The following is a 16,804-nucleotide window of genomic DNA, read 5'->3' as shown; positions in this document are numbered from 1 at the left end:
AAACGAAGTAATAATGATTAGGATCATATCGCATTTCTAAGTTGCTTGCTTTGTCTCATCTTTAAATAGCTGCGACATTTGATTTAGACGGGTACATTCTGTTTTCAAGTGCGACAGTCGGCGCCTCTCGGGATGCTGGTAAACCGGGCAATCCGTTTCGTAATTGTCAAAATCCCGAGGTCGATTTTTCGACCTGCTTGAGCTGGCCTTTGTCGATGCGGAAGAAGGGCATGGCGCGTTCGCCGGCACCGTCGTCGCGGAAACGGAAGACGCCGGTCGAACCGCGAAAGCCCGTCGGGTTTTCGATCACCTTCTTGGTGAAGCCCTTCGGGCCGAGCGCGCTGGCGATGCCGGCCGCAAGGGCCACAGTGTCATAACCATAAGCGACATTGACGTCGGGCTCGTAGTTATAGGTCTTGCGGAAACGCTCGGCGATCGGCCCGATCTCGGCACTGTCGAGTGTGGCGATGTAGGCCCCCTGCATCGTCGGCTCGTCGATGCCATGCTCGAGCCAGCGATTTGAGCCGACCAGGGTGATGTTCTTGCCGAGCAGCCCCTTGGCCTTCAGCGCCGCGACCAAAGGTGCCGGGTTGGCGCTGCCGCTGGCGATCACGATCGCCTGCGGATCGCTGACCAGCGCCATCATGTCGGCCACAGCCTTTTCCGATCCGCCGGTCGACGGGCCGAATGGCACCGCCACCGCAAGCGTGGCGCCATAGATGCTGAGGCTGTTGGCGACCCGCTTTTCGATTGTCTTGCCGGCCTCGCCTTCGGCTGTGAACAGCACGAATTTGCGCGCGCCCTTGGCAGCGATTGCCGCCGCACCCGCCGCCGCACTGTCGGCCTCGTTGAGCCTGACCGAATAGACCCCGGGCGCGCCGGCATAATTGTCGGCCAAAGCCAGAACCAGTGGCCGGTTGGTGCCCGAAATCGCCGCGAGCTGGCGCACCGCGCCGGGCTCGGACGGGCCGATGACGAGCTTCGCGCCCGAAGCCAGCGCGCCGGTGGTCAGCGTGCGCGCGCGAGCTTCGTCGCCACCGGTGTCTTCAACCGTCAATGTCAGCAGGTTGTCGCCCATGTCGGCCATGGCGAGGGCTGCGGCATCGCGCATCTTGCGGCCGCGATCGCCGGCCGCCCCGCTCGCCGACAAGGGCAGCAGCATCGAAATCTTCACCGGCCCCTTGCCGAGCGTTTCGCCGGATTTTGTCGGGCCCGATTTCGCCTGAGCTGTTCCAGCAGGTGCGGTTACGCCTTGGGCGACGGTGCCAAGCACGTCGTCGTCTTCGGCGCCGGACTGGCAAGCGGCCAGACCAAGCGGCAGCGCCAACACGGCAGCCAGCAATGCGGCATGCCGCGTCAAGCGCTGTCCAGTTCCCGTCATCATGCTTCCCTTGCTGGGTGCTTCCGCATCGTTTTCGATCTCCATCGCCGCCGCAGCGAACGGAGCATTAACCTGCGCCAGGGGCGATCGGGCTGCGGCTATGCCAGTTCAGCAACGGCCGCGAACCTGGCGGCCGCCGAGCAGGCGGGCCGGGCCAGCGTTGCTGGGTTTCATCGCGCGGGGCCTTCGGCGGACTTTTCGGGCCACATGGAAGCGGCGGCCCGCGACCTGGCTAGTTCATGTATTCGACCATGCGGCTATGGAAGCACGCGCATTTGTTGAGGTAGTCCTCATCGCGATAGTTTGTCTTGAGATAGCCATAGGCCTTGCCGCAGGCGACCTTGGCTTCCGACGCCCAGACGAAGACAGGACGCTTCGAGTCGATCCACTGCGAGCTGTTCGCCGCCGCCACGGCCTCGTCCATCAGCCTTACGACTTCGGTCCTGACCTCGCCGAGGTTCTCGTTCAGCGCCAGGTCCGAGGTGCTCGCCACCTGGCAATAGCTGGCCGTCGGCATGTCGATCAGGTCGGCCGCGGCCACCTGACCAGTGAAGGCGAATACGCAAAGGCCGGCCAGCGCCGACCGCTTCTTCCAGTTGAAAGCCATAGAAATTCCCTCTCCAGCCCGGCAGCGACGCGGTGTCGGCTGCCACCCATTCACGTCCCCACCCGGAAATCCGGGCGCATTCCAAAACTCAAAGCGTACCCTGCCCCGACGAGCCATCTTCTTCGAAGAGGATCATGAACGGTGCCGTGGCAGCCAACGCGTCCCCGGCGGTCTCCGGCGCCGCGATATCAGCCATCGCCAGAGCGTCGACCGACGTCTCGGTGCCCGGAGCCAGCAACTGCGGTATCAGGTCGGACAATTCGATGACCTCGCCAAACAGCGAGTCGGCGAGAATCTCGCCGAGCGCTGCCTGGTCGATCACAGGCATCGGGCTCGGCGCCAGCATGGGCAGATTGCCGAAATGCAGCTCACCTTCCAAGGGCGACAAAAAACCCGATGGCTCCGCATCATTCGTAGGCTCCGTCATGCCTTCGCCCTTTAGGTCGTCGTGATCGTATGCTCGTTGTTGTCAAACAGCACCTTCACCATTTCGGCGCTGCTTGTCGAGTAGCCGCTGAGGGTTGCCACGTCCTGCCAGTTCGAGCCGTTTCCGCTCACATCGACCTGGACAGTCACGTCAGTGCCATTCGAACTCAACTTAACAAAGCTCGACACATCGCCGCCCGGATTGAAGTTCGCATCGAGCAAAGCGGAAAGGTCGATCTTGTCGCCCTCCATGTAGGAGTAGTCGACGATCTTGTCGACATTTGCAGCACCGGCCGCCGCAAAGAAGAACGTGTCTGCTCCCGCACCACCCGAAAGGATGTCATTGCCGATACCGCCATGCAGCAAGTCGTTGCCGTCGCCGCCAAGCAGCAGGTCGCTGCCACCACCACCCCAAAGCGTGTCGTTGCCGCCGCGGCCCACGAGGATGTCGTTACCGTTGTTGGCAGTATCGTTGTTACCGCCGCCGCCGTTTAGCGTATCTCCCCCGGTCGTGCCGAGCACAGTGTCGCCATTCGTGTCGTTATCAGGGGTATTGTCGAACGTCGGTAAGTCGGCATCGGTTGCCCCGATTGCAGAATAGACAACATGCTGATTGTGCCCAGCGGCAACTGCAAGAACCGCATTCTCGAAATTGGTCGCCTCGGCGTTCCAGCTTGTGCCCCCAAGGTCCAAGTTCGAGTTGATGTTGCCATCAAGGAAGTTATCGAGAGCAGAACCGGCTACCAGCAACTCCTCCAGCTGGGCAGGCGTGAACACCAGCGTGATGGTATCGGTGCCGTCGCCACCATCGTAAACCACGTCATTGGTCGAAGGCCCGTGCGCCCAAGAGGTGATGACCGTGTCGTTCCCACCATCAAAGTCCGGGTCAGCTCTGTTGATGTTCAGGCCGACGTAATTGTGGCTGCTGCCACTATCCGAATTCTGTGCCGAATGAACAACATTAAACGAGGTAGAAGAACTCGCCCCGAGATTGTCGGTGATCGTCACATTGATCTGACGGCTGACAACCTGATTGTTACTGCCCGAAGGATTCCACGACAATCCATTGTTTGCCAAAAACGCATTGATGGCCGCCATCGAACCGGTAAGCGTAAGGCTTGCTCCAGAACCCGACACCGTGACGCCATTGCCATTGGTTGCAATCAGAGTGTCGCCAGCATTGGTTGAGGTGAAAAGCGCTGACACCGTGCTTGTACCTGCATCGCCGTCGAAGAAGCTAACACGATTGACATATGTTTGAGCGTTGTTGCTGTTATCAGTCGTCCAAAAATATGTTGTGTCTGCGAAAATCTGCGGCGCAGCATTCTCCGGCACGTCGTTGACGTTGACCGTCAGCGTATAGGCCGAAGCACTAAACGTCGTTCCGTCGCCGACCTTGAAGCCGATCGTAGCGTAAGCCGTACCGAATTCGTTGGCATCAGGCACAAAGCGCAGACGGCCAGCGTCGATATGGGCGGCGCTGATTTCCTGGCCTGACGTAACCGTAACCCAGGTCGAGCCACCGGTGTTGTATTGCAGCGCTCCGTTGCCGGGAAGCGTTGTAATCTTCACTGCCGCCAGCGCATTGCCGTCAACATCGGCGAACGTACCAAAATCGGTCCGCGTCAGCAGATAGGTAGTGTCCTCATTGATCGTCACGGCGTCGTTCGTCGACGTTGGCGCATCGTTGACCGCCGCAAGGTTGATCGTCAGCGTGTTCGGCGACGTATCGGTGTTTTGGCCGCCATTGGCCGTGCCGCCATTGTCGACCACCTGGAATTTCAGATCGACCGAGCCGTTGGCATTCGCCGCAGGAACATAGGTTAGCTGGCCGGCGGCAATAGCGGTTGCCGAGATCGTCGCTCCCGCAGCTACGGTGATACCGTTGAGCAGCAGCTGCCCGCTCGCCGGCAGTGTTGTGATGATCACCGACTGGAGCGCGTTGTTTTCGTTGTCCGTGAAACTGAAGTTGGCTGTCGTCAGTTGGACTGCCGTATCTTCCGTGCCGTTGATGGCAGCGTCGATGCCGGCGGGCGCCTGGTTGATGTTCTTGACCGTGATGTCCAGGTTGGCAGTTGCCGTATCGCCGTCGCCGTCCCGAACGACATAGGTGAAGTGCTCGACCTGGTCCTGGGCTACGCTGGTTGGCGCCTTGTAGCTCCAGTCGCCGGCGTTCTTTCCGCCGCCGGTTGCAAATTGGAAAGTGAAGGTTCCGCCGTTGGCGGTGTTCACGGTGAACGATGTCCCGGTGATCGTACCTCCGGTGGACTTCTCGATCGCGTTGGCCCCGTTCCAAGTGTAGGTCACGTCGCCGACCTTGATCGACAGAATACGGCCACCATCGGCGCCGAAGCCACCGTCATTGGAGAGCACATTGCCGGTAGTCGAGCCTGGCAGTGTACCCGTCAGGGTTGAGTTGAGTTGCGTCGCATCCGTAATGACGATCGGCGGGAAGTTGGCGTTACCCGGCGTCCAGGCAACTGGCTCGAGCGCGCTGGTGCTTACGCCCGAACCGATGCCGACGGCATAGACATGGTCAATGGCGTCGTTGGTCGCGGCATTGTTGTCGGGGTTGACAAGGAAGCTTTCCCATACTCCGCGCTCCGTCGCATCGAGCCCCGCCGAACTCGGATCGGGATCGCCGTCCGAGAGGAAGTAGACGTTAGTGAGATCGGCAGCCGTCGGCCCAGTACCCCAGCTGGCACGTACCGCCCCTGTCGCGGCATCGTAATCGGTACCGCCGCCGGTGATCCTGCTGTCGATAAATGCTTCGATATCAGCCCTATCAGCTGGATCGCTCCAATTGGCCCATTTGGGGGTGTTCACCTGAGTCTTATCGTAGAACTCAACGACCATCACCTGATTGATGGTAACGCCGCTCGAGTTGAGCAAGTTCAGCGCCGCCGCCTTGGCGAGGTCCAACCGCGACTGTACGCCTGGGGTGTTGGGGTCGCCGTCCTCTGCCATGCTGCCGGACGTGTCGATGACCAGAACGACATTCATGCTCGGCTTGGAGCCTTCGACAACAGCCGCCGCGTCGTCTTGAGCCACAGGCACGTCGTCGATGATGTTCACGGAGACGTTATGGTATGTGAGCGTCTCGCCATCCGCGGAATCTGTGACGGTCAGCTTGCCGGACAGGTCGAGCGCCTTGATACCTTCGACATTGTCGGCGCTAGCGATCGGATGGTGGTCGATATTATCGAGCAAGGTGAACTTGATGGCACCAGTTGCCGAATCCAGCTCCAGCTTGAACACTGGGCGATCGCTGCCTGGGTCGTAGCTGTTGGTGGCGCCACCATTGTTGGCATAGCCCCACATCGTGTTGCCCTGAACGTCCAGCAGGACATTTTGACCTTGCGAGGTCACGTTAGCCCCGCCGACCAGGGTCGCATTTGCCCCATCCGTAACCGAGAAGGCAAAGGTTGCCGTGCCGTCTATGCCGGATACGAGACCGTTCAGATTGCCGCTCGTAACGTCTGTGGTGACGCCGAGATTGCCCGCGACATCGTCGTCGCCGTCTGGCGTAGCCGGGTTGTTGTCACCATCGGGCGCGGACGTAACATCATCGATGCCATGCGCCTGCGCCGAATTGAGGTGCTCTTCTTCGACAATACCGGTGAACCCGGCAGTTTGATCGAGGGGCGTGTTAGCATTCGTCACTGTGATCGGCTGCTTGGCCGTATCGGTATCGCCATCGCGATCTGTGATTTTGTAGTGGAACGTACCGTCCTGGTTCAACAGGCTTGCATTCGAACTCGGATCGAAAGTCCAGCTGCCATCCGCCTTGAACGTATAGGTACCGACGCCGGTTACCGTCGCAGTGTGAACTCCCGAACCTGGAGCCGTCTCCGAAAGATCGGCGAGTGCCACATACGCACCGCCCGGCAACTGCACGTGGGTGAGCACAGCTCCATCCGCACCCTTGGCATCGTTTGTCAGCACGTTGCCGTTAATCGTGTCCGAGGCATTCTCGGCAATTGATCTTGCCGCATCGTCGACTGCCTCAGGCACATCATCGGCCACTTTGACGGCGAACGAACCTGTTGCGACGCTGTTGTCCTTATCCTTGACCGTGAAGCCGATGTTGTTCAGCGTCACGAAGTCCTCGCCCGGGTTGACCGGATGGGTAACAGGCTGCAGCAGCGTTGCGGTATAGCTGTAGGTCACCTGGCCGCCGCCATTCGGTGTCGCCATGGTGATTTCGATCGTCATCACCGGCGTGTTCCCAACCGAACCGGTCAGCGTCCGGCTGTCGTTCGACAGCACCCATGTCACGTCACCGCCCAGCGCATCGAGCTGGCCGTTCAGGCCCGAAGCCGACAGTCCGATCGCCCCGAGAAGGTTAGCCGGCTGGTCGACACCATATTGCACAACGATCGTGCCCGACTGCGTCGCGCTCCCGGTCGACGTCGTCTCCGTAGCAAGGCCGTTGTCGACATTGGCGCCGCCAAGACCATCCTCGTCGACGACAAGCGTGGGTGCCGTTACCGAAATCGTCGGGGCCGTATCACCCAGCGATATGTCGAAAGCGTCGGAAACGGTATCGCCGTCACCGTCCTTGCCGGTGACCTCGAAGTTCAGCTTGTCGATCAGCGCGTCGCCTTGCGTTTGTCCGCCCACGCTATCGAGCTTGAAGTGCGGGTTTTCCTTGGCGACGTCCTTGTCAACCGTGACTTCAAGCCTCACGAACGGTGCGCCGGCAACGATCTTGATAGTGCCATCGCCTTCGAAGCTGGCCGTGCTGCCAGAAGCAACGACACCGCCGTTGGCATCCTTTGCAACCCAGTCGAGATGCATCTTGCCGGTGCCGTTGTGGTTCACTCCAAGCGTCGCTGACGTCATTGCGACATCGTACACGACAGCAAACTTGTCGCCGGCATCCATGTTGTTGTCGCCGACGCCGATGCCAGCACCGGAGCCACTAAGTTTGCCGCTGATGCCTTCGAGGGTGAACCCTTCATAGTCCTTGATCGCGGTCGGCCCGAAGCCGCCGCCGAAATTGACTGCCGGCATGGTGTTGCCGCCGCCCGGCAGCGAATTCACTTGGGTGAACGCGTAAGTGCCGTCGTTGTTCAGATGAAGCGTATAAAGGGTCGGACCATTCTGGCCGATCGTCGCGGTCAAAGTCCTGCCGTCACCGGAGAGTGTGGTCGTCACGCCTTCAAGCTCAGGCCAACCGCTGATGCGGAGCCCGTTCGTGGCATGCTGACCGTCTTCGCCGAAAGCAAGGTTCAGATGGCCGGTGACTGCCGTATTCAGGACGGAGACGGCACCGTTTTCAATGCCACCATTGACGAATTCTGGGCTGTCGTCGTCGACATCGACCTTGATCGTACCGGTTGCCCTGTCGCCGTCGCCATCGGTGATCGTGAAGCCGAAATTGAGCGACAGATTGTCTTCGAAAGACGCTTCCTGTTCGTCCGTCGTGGGATTGTCCGTCAGCGGATGAACCAATGGCTGCAGCACGGTCAGAGTATAATTGCCCGAGGCATCGATGGTCAGCGTGTAGACCGTGACGGTGCCGACGCCCGGCACTTCCATAGTGCCGGTCAGCGTTCCGCCAGCACCATTCTCTGCCCAGGGCCGGGTTTCCACCGCATATTGCCTACCGACGCCGTCCGCGCCGACGTAAATCGCCTTGAGGCCGGCGATGCCCTCCGCAACGATCGACTTGAGACCGTCGGAGCCGGCATCGAAAAGGATCTTGCCCTGGGCAACACTGCCAGAGCCGTCGTCGCCGGGGCCGCCCTGGTTGCCAAGGACCTGGCCGAGCGCATCCTCGTCATCGAGATTGGAGCTGTAGACAGCCTTGAGGCTGACGCTGTCGAGCAGCGCACCAAGCTCGTTTTCGCTGCCAGTGCCAACGAATTTGAGCACCGCGCCGGGGCCGCTTGCAGTCACATTGATGGTGAAGTGCTGCCAGGTGTTGGCAGGATAGGTGTTATTCGCAGGGATCTCATAGATCAGCTTGCCCTCGAACCAGACCTGCATGCCGCTGGAGCCTACGCCCTCGCCGCCACGCGGCGAATAGGCGAAGCTCAGCTGATAGGTCTGGCCAGCCTCGGTGCCTGCAATCGTCTGCTGAATGGTGGCGTTGGTGTGATCAGCATTTGGAATAACACCCTGATTGCCGTTACTATGGGTGTCGCCGTCCAGCTCCACGATGGCGTTGCCGCTGTCGGCGCCACGGCCGCCAGACCCGCCCGTCTGAATCTCGAACGGAACATTGTTCGAACCCATGGTCCAGCCGGAGATGGCGCCGAAAATCTCCCAGGTGGAACCTGTAAGATTGTGGCCCTGCTCGAAGCTGCCATTGGCGATTAGGTCCGGTCCCATCGCAGGCACCGGGGCCTCGACCGAGATGATCTTCGGACCATCGTCCTGGAACTTGACGCTGTTGGTGATGTCGACCCTCTTGGTATCGGTGTCGCCATCGCCATCCTTGACCGTCAGCTGCACCTCGATGCCCTGGCCCTGGCCAAGCGTGAAGCCGACCTCGTCATCGGGGTTGGTCTGGTTGGCGTGCATGAGCGACAGGTACTGCACCAGCGACACATCGCCGTCATCCGTATCGATGCCGATCGCAAACGCCGCCTTGCCGTTGAACGCACCGCCGTCAACACGACCAACGATCAGGCCGCCTTCAAGATAGAGGCGGATCATCTGACCTTCAGTCGTGCGCAGCCCGGAATCCTGGCCGTTGCCGCCCTTCAGCGTCAGCGAAAACACCTTGGAGTCTTGCGCCGCTGCGCCATCCGAACCGAAGACGACATCGGCATTGATCAGGCCGTTCTGCTTGGCAAAGCCGATCGGGCCGCTGCCGGCAACATCCGGGTCATCGCCCTTGTTGGTGATGCCGTTGAACAGCGACAGGGAGCCGGAGATATCGTCCGCGTCGGGCTGTGCGCCCGGCGTCTCGTCGTGCACGAGCAAACGACCCGTTGCCGTCAGTTCGACCTCGGGAACGTCGTCGCGAACAGTGACATTGACCTTGCCCTGACCAAGCGTGACGGAATCGCCGTCGCGGTCGGTCGCTTGGATAACCGAACCAAAATCGATCGAGGGAACTGAGCCGTTTGCAGTCTTGAGTGCGGTATTCTCGTCAGCACCGGACTGCGGCGCCACATGGTCGAGTTGATCGAACTGGCGGAAGGTGAAACTGCCATCCGCTGCGAGCGTCAGCTTGAAGATTGTCCGATCTAAAAGGGCGTTGTAGCTGCCATTTCCATTGTCAGCAAAGGCGACCAACTCACCACCGACGAAGGTATAGCTCAGAGCAACACCCTTGGACATCAGGCCGATATTGGCCATGTCGGTCAACGCGGTCGACGTGAAGCCAAATCCGCCGCCGGGTGCGGCGCCGTCAGCACCAAAATTGACCAGACCTGCTACCGAGCCGCTTGCACTTGCAGCCCAGCCAAAGGGGAGTTCGAAATCGCTGCTCGAGCCATCGCCTGTGCCATCTTTCGGTGATGTGCCGACCGAAAGCCATGTCGCGATGTCATCCTCGTCGACGATGACCGCTGCACCCTCGCCGACAACCGTCGGACCATCGTCCTTGAACACCAGGTTGTCACCGATGTTCAGCGAGGCCGACTGGCTGTCGCCGTCCTTGTCGGTGATCGTCGCCGTCAGCTTGATCAGATCGTCCGCGACACTGCGTGGCTCATCCGGGTTGGCGGCGTCTGGATGCTTGATGGCGCGGAGTTGATCGAGCGTGACGTTGCCCGAACCATCCACCGTTACCGTGAACACGAGCAGGCCGCCGGCCGTCTTGCCCTCAACCACGCCATTGTTCATGCTCAGGATGACTGCCTGGCCGGTGGCTGTGTCGACCAGTCCTGAGTTTCCGGCAACGACACTCAGCGCGTAGCCGATCGAGCCTGCGCCGTCAGCGCCATAGGAACTGGTGAAGTTCGATGCGAAGGATGCGCTGGCGTTGGTGTTGAGGTTGGTCTCATCGACCGTCAGCACAGGTTCCTTGCCGGACGTTTCGATCGTCGGCGTGTCGTCGTCGACGTTGATCTGCAGCGTCCCGTTGGCGGTGTCGCCGTCATTGTCCTTGACCTGATAGGTCAGGTTGAAGACCTGGTTGTTCTCATTGCCGCCGGCCTCGTGCATGATCGGCGCGTTCTGCGTCACCTGGTAGGCGCCAGTCGCGCTGTCCAGCGTGATCGTCAGCACCTTCGTCGCACCCTGGTAAACTTCCAGCGCGCCGCTGTCGTTCACCTTGTATTCGAACCCCTCCGGGGCGCCGCCCATCAACCAGCCGATCGAGCCACCATCAGCGCCGAAGCTGTGACCAAGCGTGCCCGCCAAATTGGCGCCGTCAATGTCGTCGCCAACGGCAGGGGTGCCGGGATTGCCGCCGTTCAGCGCATCATCGTCAAGAAGGACCATGGCATTTTCCGAAACGCTCGGACCGTCGTCTTTGAAGATGATCGCGCCGCCGATCTGGGCACCGCCGGACACGCTGTCATTGTCGAAGTCGGTGACGACGACATGCGCGTTCACAAGGCCAGCGAGGTCCAGCGAGTCGTTGTGCTTCTCGCCGGCACCATCGAGCAGGTGCTCGAGCGGGACGTTCTGCGTGAGCGTCAGCGAACCGTCGGCGTTGATCTTGATCGTGAAGGCTGTCTGCGTGCCTTCATTCTCGAACGTGCCGGTGATGGTGGTCGCGTTGGTCTGGACCAGCGTGATCGGAAAATCGCCAACCGCCGTCATGAGACCGGAGGCGAGCGATGCGGCAGCGCCGGTGAGGGACAACGAATAGGCAATGCCGCCACTGGCAGCAGCACCATCCGCGCCGAATTTCGAAGAGAAGTCGAGGATCGGGCCGGAGCTGTTGACGCTGATCGGGAAGCCGCTTGGCGACCCCGCGGTCGTTTCGTCGAGAATGGCAGTTGCGCCGAGACGGACCCCGGAAATTTCGGGGCTGTCGTCTTCAACCTGCAACGTCACATTGGCCGTGGCCGAGCCGCCGAACGGATCCTTGACCGTCACGGGAATGACAATGCCGAGAACGTCCTCGATGCCCGCCCTGGGGTGATCGACAGGGCCCAGGATCTCGACCTTGTATGCGCCGGTGCTCGGATTGGTGATGGAGAAGCGAACCACGACCACATCGCCCACCCTGCCCTCAAGCAGATTGGGGTTGACCAGGTCCCAGACGATTTCGGCGCCATGGGACTTGATGCCGGCATTGACCACCGGGTCCGGCAGGCCAAGGCTGTAGGTCAGCGGATCACCGTTTGAATCGGTCGCGCCGAAGCTGCCGGTGTAGATGGTCTCGTTGGTGGTGTCGAACGGGTTCGGCCCGTTGTCGGCATTGGCTCCGTTCAGCCCCTCTTCGGACAGGCGGATGGAGAAGCTCAGGAATTCGGGATCGGCATTGCGGCCCGCATCAAGCTCACGTCCGCCATATTGCGGGAACATCAGCGCGGTCGGCGGCAGCAGATCGGAAAGGTCGAACCCGTCGCCGATGCCGCCCGCCTGGATCTCGAAGTTGCCGCCGGAGCCTTGCGGCGAGCCGGCGCCGGCCGCGATGGAACCGTCGGCACCGAAAGCGACATTGATGCCGCCGGCTTCAAGGGCCGCGATCAGGGCAACGCGCGGCACCTCGACATCGCCGAGCAGGAAGGTCGGCACATTGGCGGCGGCGTCCTTGATGATGATGAGGGTGCCGTCGGCCTGTTCGAGAACCAGGTTGTTGCCGTCGACCTTGATATTGTCGATGGAGATGCTGGCGGGCAGGTGAACGACGTTTGAAGCGTCCGCGACAAATTCCGAAGGCATCGCCTGCACGGGTGCCGCAGCCGTGGGCTGCGCTGCCTGTACCGGCTCGCCGGAACCGGCATCGACGGGAACGGGATCGGCCTGGGCCACGATTTGGTCTTCAACCGTAGGCTGGGCTACGGCGCCCTCTGGCAGGGCTGCATTTTCAGCCACGGAAGCAGACAGATTTTCAAAATCAACAGAGGTCGCCATTGCCCATCCCCAAATCGTAATTTAGCGACACTGAAACAATGGCCAGTCGACAAACACAACTGTGACGAGAACCTGAATGCATATCCGGATATGCCGCTCCCTCGAAAAGTTTTCGATTGGTTAATCGGCAGAGAAATCGCGACAAAAATTTGCAAGTAAATTCTGACGAATTCTTAAGGGCAAAAGGTCTGCCTGTGAAAAGTTTCCACATGCGCTGAACTGCCCGCCAGCGGGCCGAAGATCAGGCAAGACGATGGTGAGGCTCAAGCACGTCTGCGCGCGTGTTTATCAGGCGACCACGAACGAAAGCAGCAGCTCCGGTGCCCTGATCGGCGCGCGGACCATGTTGAGCTGGCCGCGGTAACGCCGCTCGCCGGCACCGATGACGAAACCGCTGGCGATCGGCACGCCGCCATTGGCATCGAGCCTGGCGAAGATGTCGGCGACATTGAGATCGAGCGAAAGCCTGAGGTCGCGATTGGTATCGTCGCCGAAGCCGACGGGCAGCTGCCGCTTGACCAGATGCTGGAATGCCGAATTGAGCGACAGGATCTTCTTCGTCGACGACAACGCGAAGGCTGGTGCCGGGCAGGCGCCCAAAATGGCGTTGATGGTGCGCAGCGATGCCAGCTTGCCAAGTGACGCATTCTGGTCGGCTATCCAGCGCAGGCACGCCACGCGGATCGCCGAAGCGAGGTTGCTAGTGTCGCCATTGGCGCGCGCGATCTCTTCGACCATCTCGCCGATGGTCAGGTGGTTGTGTTCGGCCAGTTGCTTCAGCGTCGCCCAGAACAGGCGCTCCAGCCTGATGCCGCGCCGCGAGCCCTGACGGACGACGACGCGGAAATCGGTCGTCAGATCGTCGGCCGAAAAGACGTTGATCCCAAGGCCATCTGGCAAGGCGGCGCTATCGTTCACGAAGCGCCTCGTTGCGCGCTTTGTTGATGGGCTTGAGCAGGTAGGCCAGGATGGTCTTGCGTCCGGTGATGATCTCCACGGTACTGATCATGCCGGGTATGATGGAGTAGGACATGCCGTCCCTTTCCAGCGCCGAACGGTCGGTCGACACGCGGACCTGATAATAGGGTTCGCCGGTGTTCTGGTCGACCAGGGAGTCGGCGGTGATGTTCTGGACCTTGCCGTTGAGGCCGCCGAAAATCGAAAAATCATAGGCCGAAACCTTGATCAGAGCCTTTTGGCCGGGGCGGATGAAGGCAACGTCGCGCGGCGAAACGCGTGCCTCGACCAGCAAGGTCTCGGAGGTCGGCACGATACCTGCGATCACCGCGCCGGGCTGCACAAAGGCGCCCGGCGTGTTGACGTCGAGCGTATTGACGATGCCGTCAACCGGGGAACGGATGTCGGTGCGCGCGACCCGGTCGGTCGCCCCGCGAATGGTCTCGTCGACAACCGAAAGCTCCGACAGCGCCTGGGTCAGTTCGTCCAGCGCTTCCTGCTGGAGCTGGAGGCCGAATTCGTCGACCTGGAGCTTGGCCTCGACGATCGCGCCCTCGGTCCTCTTGATGGTTTCTTCGGCAAGGTTGAGCTGGCCCCTGAGTTCGGTCTGCTCGCGATCGACGCGCATCTGCTCGGTCTGAGCCATCAGCTTGCGCTTGACCATGGAGGTGATGAGTTCGGCCTCCTTGTCGCTGACGGCTCGGCTTTCGGTCAGCCGCTGCACATTGACCTTGGCTTCGTTCAGTTCCTTTTCGCGCTGGTCGAGCCGCGACTTCAGCACATTGAGCTTGGTGTCGAAATTCTGCCGCCGCGCGACCAGCAGCTTCTGTTCGTTCTCGCAGATCTCGGGGGCGATCTGGATCAGGGTCTCGGGGCACGTGAGAGGCTCGCCGATCCTGCCTTCCTGTTCTTGCTTGAGGCGGGCGATGCGGGCGCCAAGCGTACGCGCCTTGGCTTGCTGCTCGCCCAGGCTGGAGGTGCTGACCGTGTTGTCGAGCCGGACGATGAGGTCGTTCTTCTTGACCACCTGGCCGATCTTGACGGCGATCTCCTGGACGACGCCTGCCTCGCTTGCCTGCACGATCTGGGTCTTGGAGGCGGGGATGACCTTGCCTTCGCCGCGTGCGATCTCATCGACCTCGGCAAACGACGCCCACAGGACGAACGCCGCGAACAACGCGGCGATGATCAACACCGCAGCCGACGCAAAAAATGGCGGTCTGTCTTCTCTTGATATCATGAATGCCCCATTATATTGAACGAATCCAATATAATTAATGCCTCAGGCCTCTGCTCTTAGCCGGCCGGCTTCTGCAGTGCCTGAATGACTTTTTCCTTTGGCCCATCCGCAACGATACGCCCCTGTTCGACCACGATGAGGCGGTCGACAATTTCAAGCATACTGTAACGATGGGTCGATATGATCAGTGTGGTCTTGTCGTCAAAAGCTATCTTGAGCTGCTTGATGAGCTGACGCTCGGAGGCCAGGTCCATCGAGCCTGACGGCTCGTCGAGGAACACGATCTTGGGCCTGGTCATCAGCAATCGGGCAATCGCCACCGCTTGCCTTTGCCCGCCCGACAGGTTGGTCCCGCGCTCGCCGACATTCATGTCGTAGCCACGCGGATGGCGCGAGACGAATTCATCGACGCCCGCCGCCTTGGCCGCGGCGATGATCTCCTCGTCGGTCGCCTCCGGCCGCGCCATCAAAAGGTTTTCCTTGATCGTGCCGGAAAACAGGTCGCCTGCCTGGGCGACGATGCCGACGGCGGCGCGAACCTCGGAGGGGTGATACTGGCGCACGTCGATGCCGTCGAGCAGCAGCTCGCCCGTGGTTGGCAAAAACAGCCGTCCGACCAGCCGGCCGAAGGTGGTCTTGCCCGAGCCGATGCGGCCGATGATGCCGACGCGCTCGCCCGGATTGATCGACAGGTTGATAGCAGTCAGCACCTCGGTTTCGGTGCCTGGATAGACAAAGCCGACATTGCGCAGCGTCAGTGCGCCGACGCGAATGGGGCGGTTGACGAAGCCGACGGTGTCCGGACGGTCCTCGGGTTGGTCCATGATGGAGTTGAGGACCCTGAGCGACAACGTCGCCTGGCGGAAGCGCGAAATGGTCATGGCAAGCTGGCCAAGTGGTGCCACTGCACGTCCCGAAAGCATCACGGCGGCGATGATGGCGCCGGTCGAGACCGCGCCGCTGTCGAAGGCATAGGCGCCGGCCACCACCAGCGCGACGGTGACCAGCTGCTGCACGAACTGCGTCATGTTGGCGGCGGCCGACGACAGCTGCTTGATCTTTTCGGAGGTGTTGGCGGCGTTCTTGGAATGCTCGCGCCACTTGCGCAGCAGATAGGCCTCGGCGCGCAGCGACTTGATCGTCTCGACCGTCGAGATCGACTCGACCAACAGCGCCTGACGCTGGGAGGCCTCGTTCATCGACGCCGCCACGCGCTTGCCGATACGGTGCTGTGCCACCAGCCCGATGATGACCGCGGCGATGAAGGCGATGATCGGCACGACGACCAGCCAGCCCGCAATCGCGTAGATCACCAACAGGAAGATGAAGACGAACGCCGTGTCGATGAAGGTGCTGACGGTGTTTGAGGTGAAGAATTCGCGGACGAATTCATATTGCGAGACGCGGTTGGCGTATTCGCCCGTCGATGCGGGTCGCGCGCTGAGCGAGGTGTTCAGCACCTTTTCGAACAGCATGTAGGAGATGCGCAGATCCGCCTTGCGCCCGGCATGGTCGATGAGTGCCGCACGCGCGGTCTTGAGCAGCAGGTCGAACAGGATCGCTGTCGACACACCGATCGCCAGAACCCAAAGCGACGAGATCGACTTGTTGGGCAAGATGCGGTCGTAGACGTTCATCGTGAAGATCGGCGAGGCGATCGCCAGCAGGTTGATGAAGATCGCCGCCAGCGCCACGCGCGAATAGGACCGCCAGAACATGCCCAGCGTGCCGTACAGCCAGTGCGGCCGTTCGATCCTGGCGGCATTGCCGACATTCATGCCCTCGGCGCTATTGGCATAGGTGATCGAGAAGCCGACGCCTCCGGCAATCGGTGTGGCCATCAGTTCGGCACGCGAGATTGACGTGCGCCCGTCTTCCTGGGGTCCGGTCAGAAATTCCGCCCCGTCCGCCTGCTCCGCCAGAATGGCGATGGGCAAGCGGTTGGGACGGAATATGATCGCCGGCAGATCGAAGCGGCCACGGATGAAGTCGCGATGCTCGAACTCGGCTGTTTCCAGGCCGATGCGCTCGGCGAGATGCCTGATTTCCTGCACCTCGATCCGCGTCGCCGAGATCGGCACGCCGGAAAACAGCACGGTTTCAGCGCTCGGACGGCCAAGATAGGCCGCGACCGCTGAAAAGCAGGACTTGAACGCTTCGACTGGCGTCTGGATATGAATCTGCTGGTTCATGACGGGCGGGG

At 60.9% G+C, this 16,804-nt stretch carries 7 protein-coding genes; all 7 read right to left on the bottom strand.

Features of this window, described 5'->3' with window-relative positions; translation table 11 throughout:
* Positions 1 to 166 precede the first annotated feature (166 nt).
* The gene (locus tag AC1RTB_RS21785) at positions 167 to 1,381 is read right to left on the bottom strand and encodes an ABC transporter substrate-binding protein (protein ID WP_492879590.1); all 1,215 of its coding nucleotides are present in this window, start codon (positions 1,379 to 1,381) and stop codon (positions 167 to 169) included.
* A gap of 232 nt (positions 1,382 to 1,613) precedes the next feature.
* Entirely contained in the window at positions 1,614 to 1,988 is a 375-nt protein-coding gene (locus tag AC1RTB_RS21780; RefSeq protein ID WP_492879589.1) for a hypothetical protein, read from the bottom strand.
* Between the two features lie 88 nt (positions 1,989 to 2,076).
* Positions 2,077 to 2,415, bottom strand: a complete 339-nt coding sequence (locus AC1RTB_RS21775; protein WP_492879588.1) for a hypothetical protein — start codon at positions 2,413 to 2,415, stop codon at positions 2,077 to 2,079.
* Between the two features lie 11 nt (positions 2,416 to 2,426).
* On the bottom strand, positions 2,427 to 12,404 hold the full coding sequence (locus AC1RTB_RS21770; RefSeq protein ID WP_492879587.1) for a DUF5801 repeats-in-toxin domain-containing protein: 9,978 nt from the start codon (positions 12,402 to 12,404) through the stop codon (positions 2,427 to 2,429).
* A 288-nt stretch (positions 12,405 to 12,692) separates the two neighbouring features.
* Positions 12,693 to 13,322: a ribbon-helix-helix domain-containing protein gene (locus AC1RTB_RS21765; protein ID WP_492879586.1), complete on the bottom strand. Its 630-nt coding sequence runs from the start codon at positions 13,320 to 13,322 to the stop codon at positions 12,693 to 12,695.
* Complete coding sequence (locus AC1RTB_RS21760; RefSeq protein WP_492879585.1) at positions 13,312 to 14,601, bottom strand: HlyD family type I secretion periplasmic adaptor subunit; 1,290 nt, start codon at positions 14,599 to 14,601, stop codon at positions 13,312 to 13,314. Before AC1RTB_RS21760 ends, AC1RTB_RS21765 begins: the two co-directional genes overlap by 11 nt.
* A gap of 56 nt (positions 14,602 to 14,657) precedes the next feature.
* Entirely contained in the window at positions 14,658 to 16,793 is a 2,136-nt protein-coding gene (locus tag AC1RTB_RS21755; RefSeq protein WP_492879584.1) for a type I secretion system permease/ATPase, read from the bottom strand.
* Positions 16,794 to 16,804 lie beyond the last annotated feature (11 nt).

The sequence above is a fragment of the Aminobacter sp. GW821-FHT11F06 genome, from assembly GCF_058808215.1.
The sequence above is the reverse complement of the archived record's forward strand: the minus strand, read 5'-3'. Positions and strand labels throughout refer to the sequence as shown.

Coding starts and splice junctions, on each gene's coding strand:
- AC1RTB_RS21775 (WP_492879588.1), bottom strand. CDS start 2,415: ATGACGGAGCCTACGAATGATGCGGAGCCATCGGGTTTTTTGTCGCCC.
- AC1RTB_RS21760 (WP_492879585.1), bottom strand. CDS start 14,601: ATGATATCAAGAGAAGACAGACCGCCATTTTTTGCGTCGGCTGCGGTG.
- AC1RTB_RS21770 (WP_492879587.1), bottom strand. CDS start 12,404: ATGGCGACCTCTGTTGATTTTGAAAATCTGTCTGCTTCCGTGGCTGAA.
- AC1RTB_RS21780 (WP_492879589.1), bottom strand. CDS start 1,988: ATGGCTTTCAACTGGAAGAAGCGGTCGGCGCTGGCCGGCCTTTGCGTA.
- AC1RTB_RS21755 (WP_492879584.1), bottom strand. CDS start 16,793: ATGAACCAGCAGATTCATATCCAGACGCCAGTCGAAGCGTTCAAGTCC.
- AC1RTB_RS21785 (WP_492879590.1), bottom strand. CDS start 1,381: ATGACGGGAACTGGACAGCGCTTGACGCGGCATGCCGCATTGCTGGCT.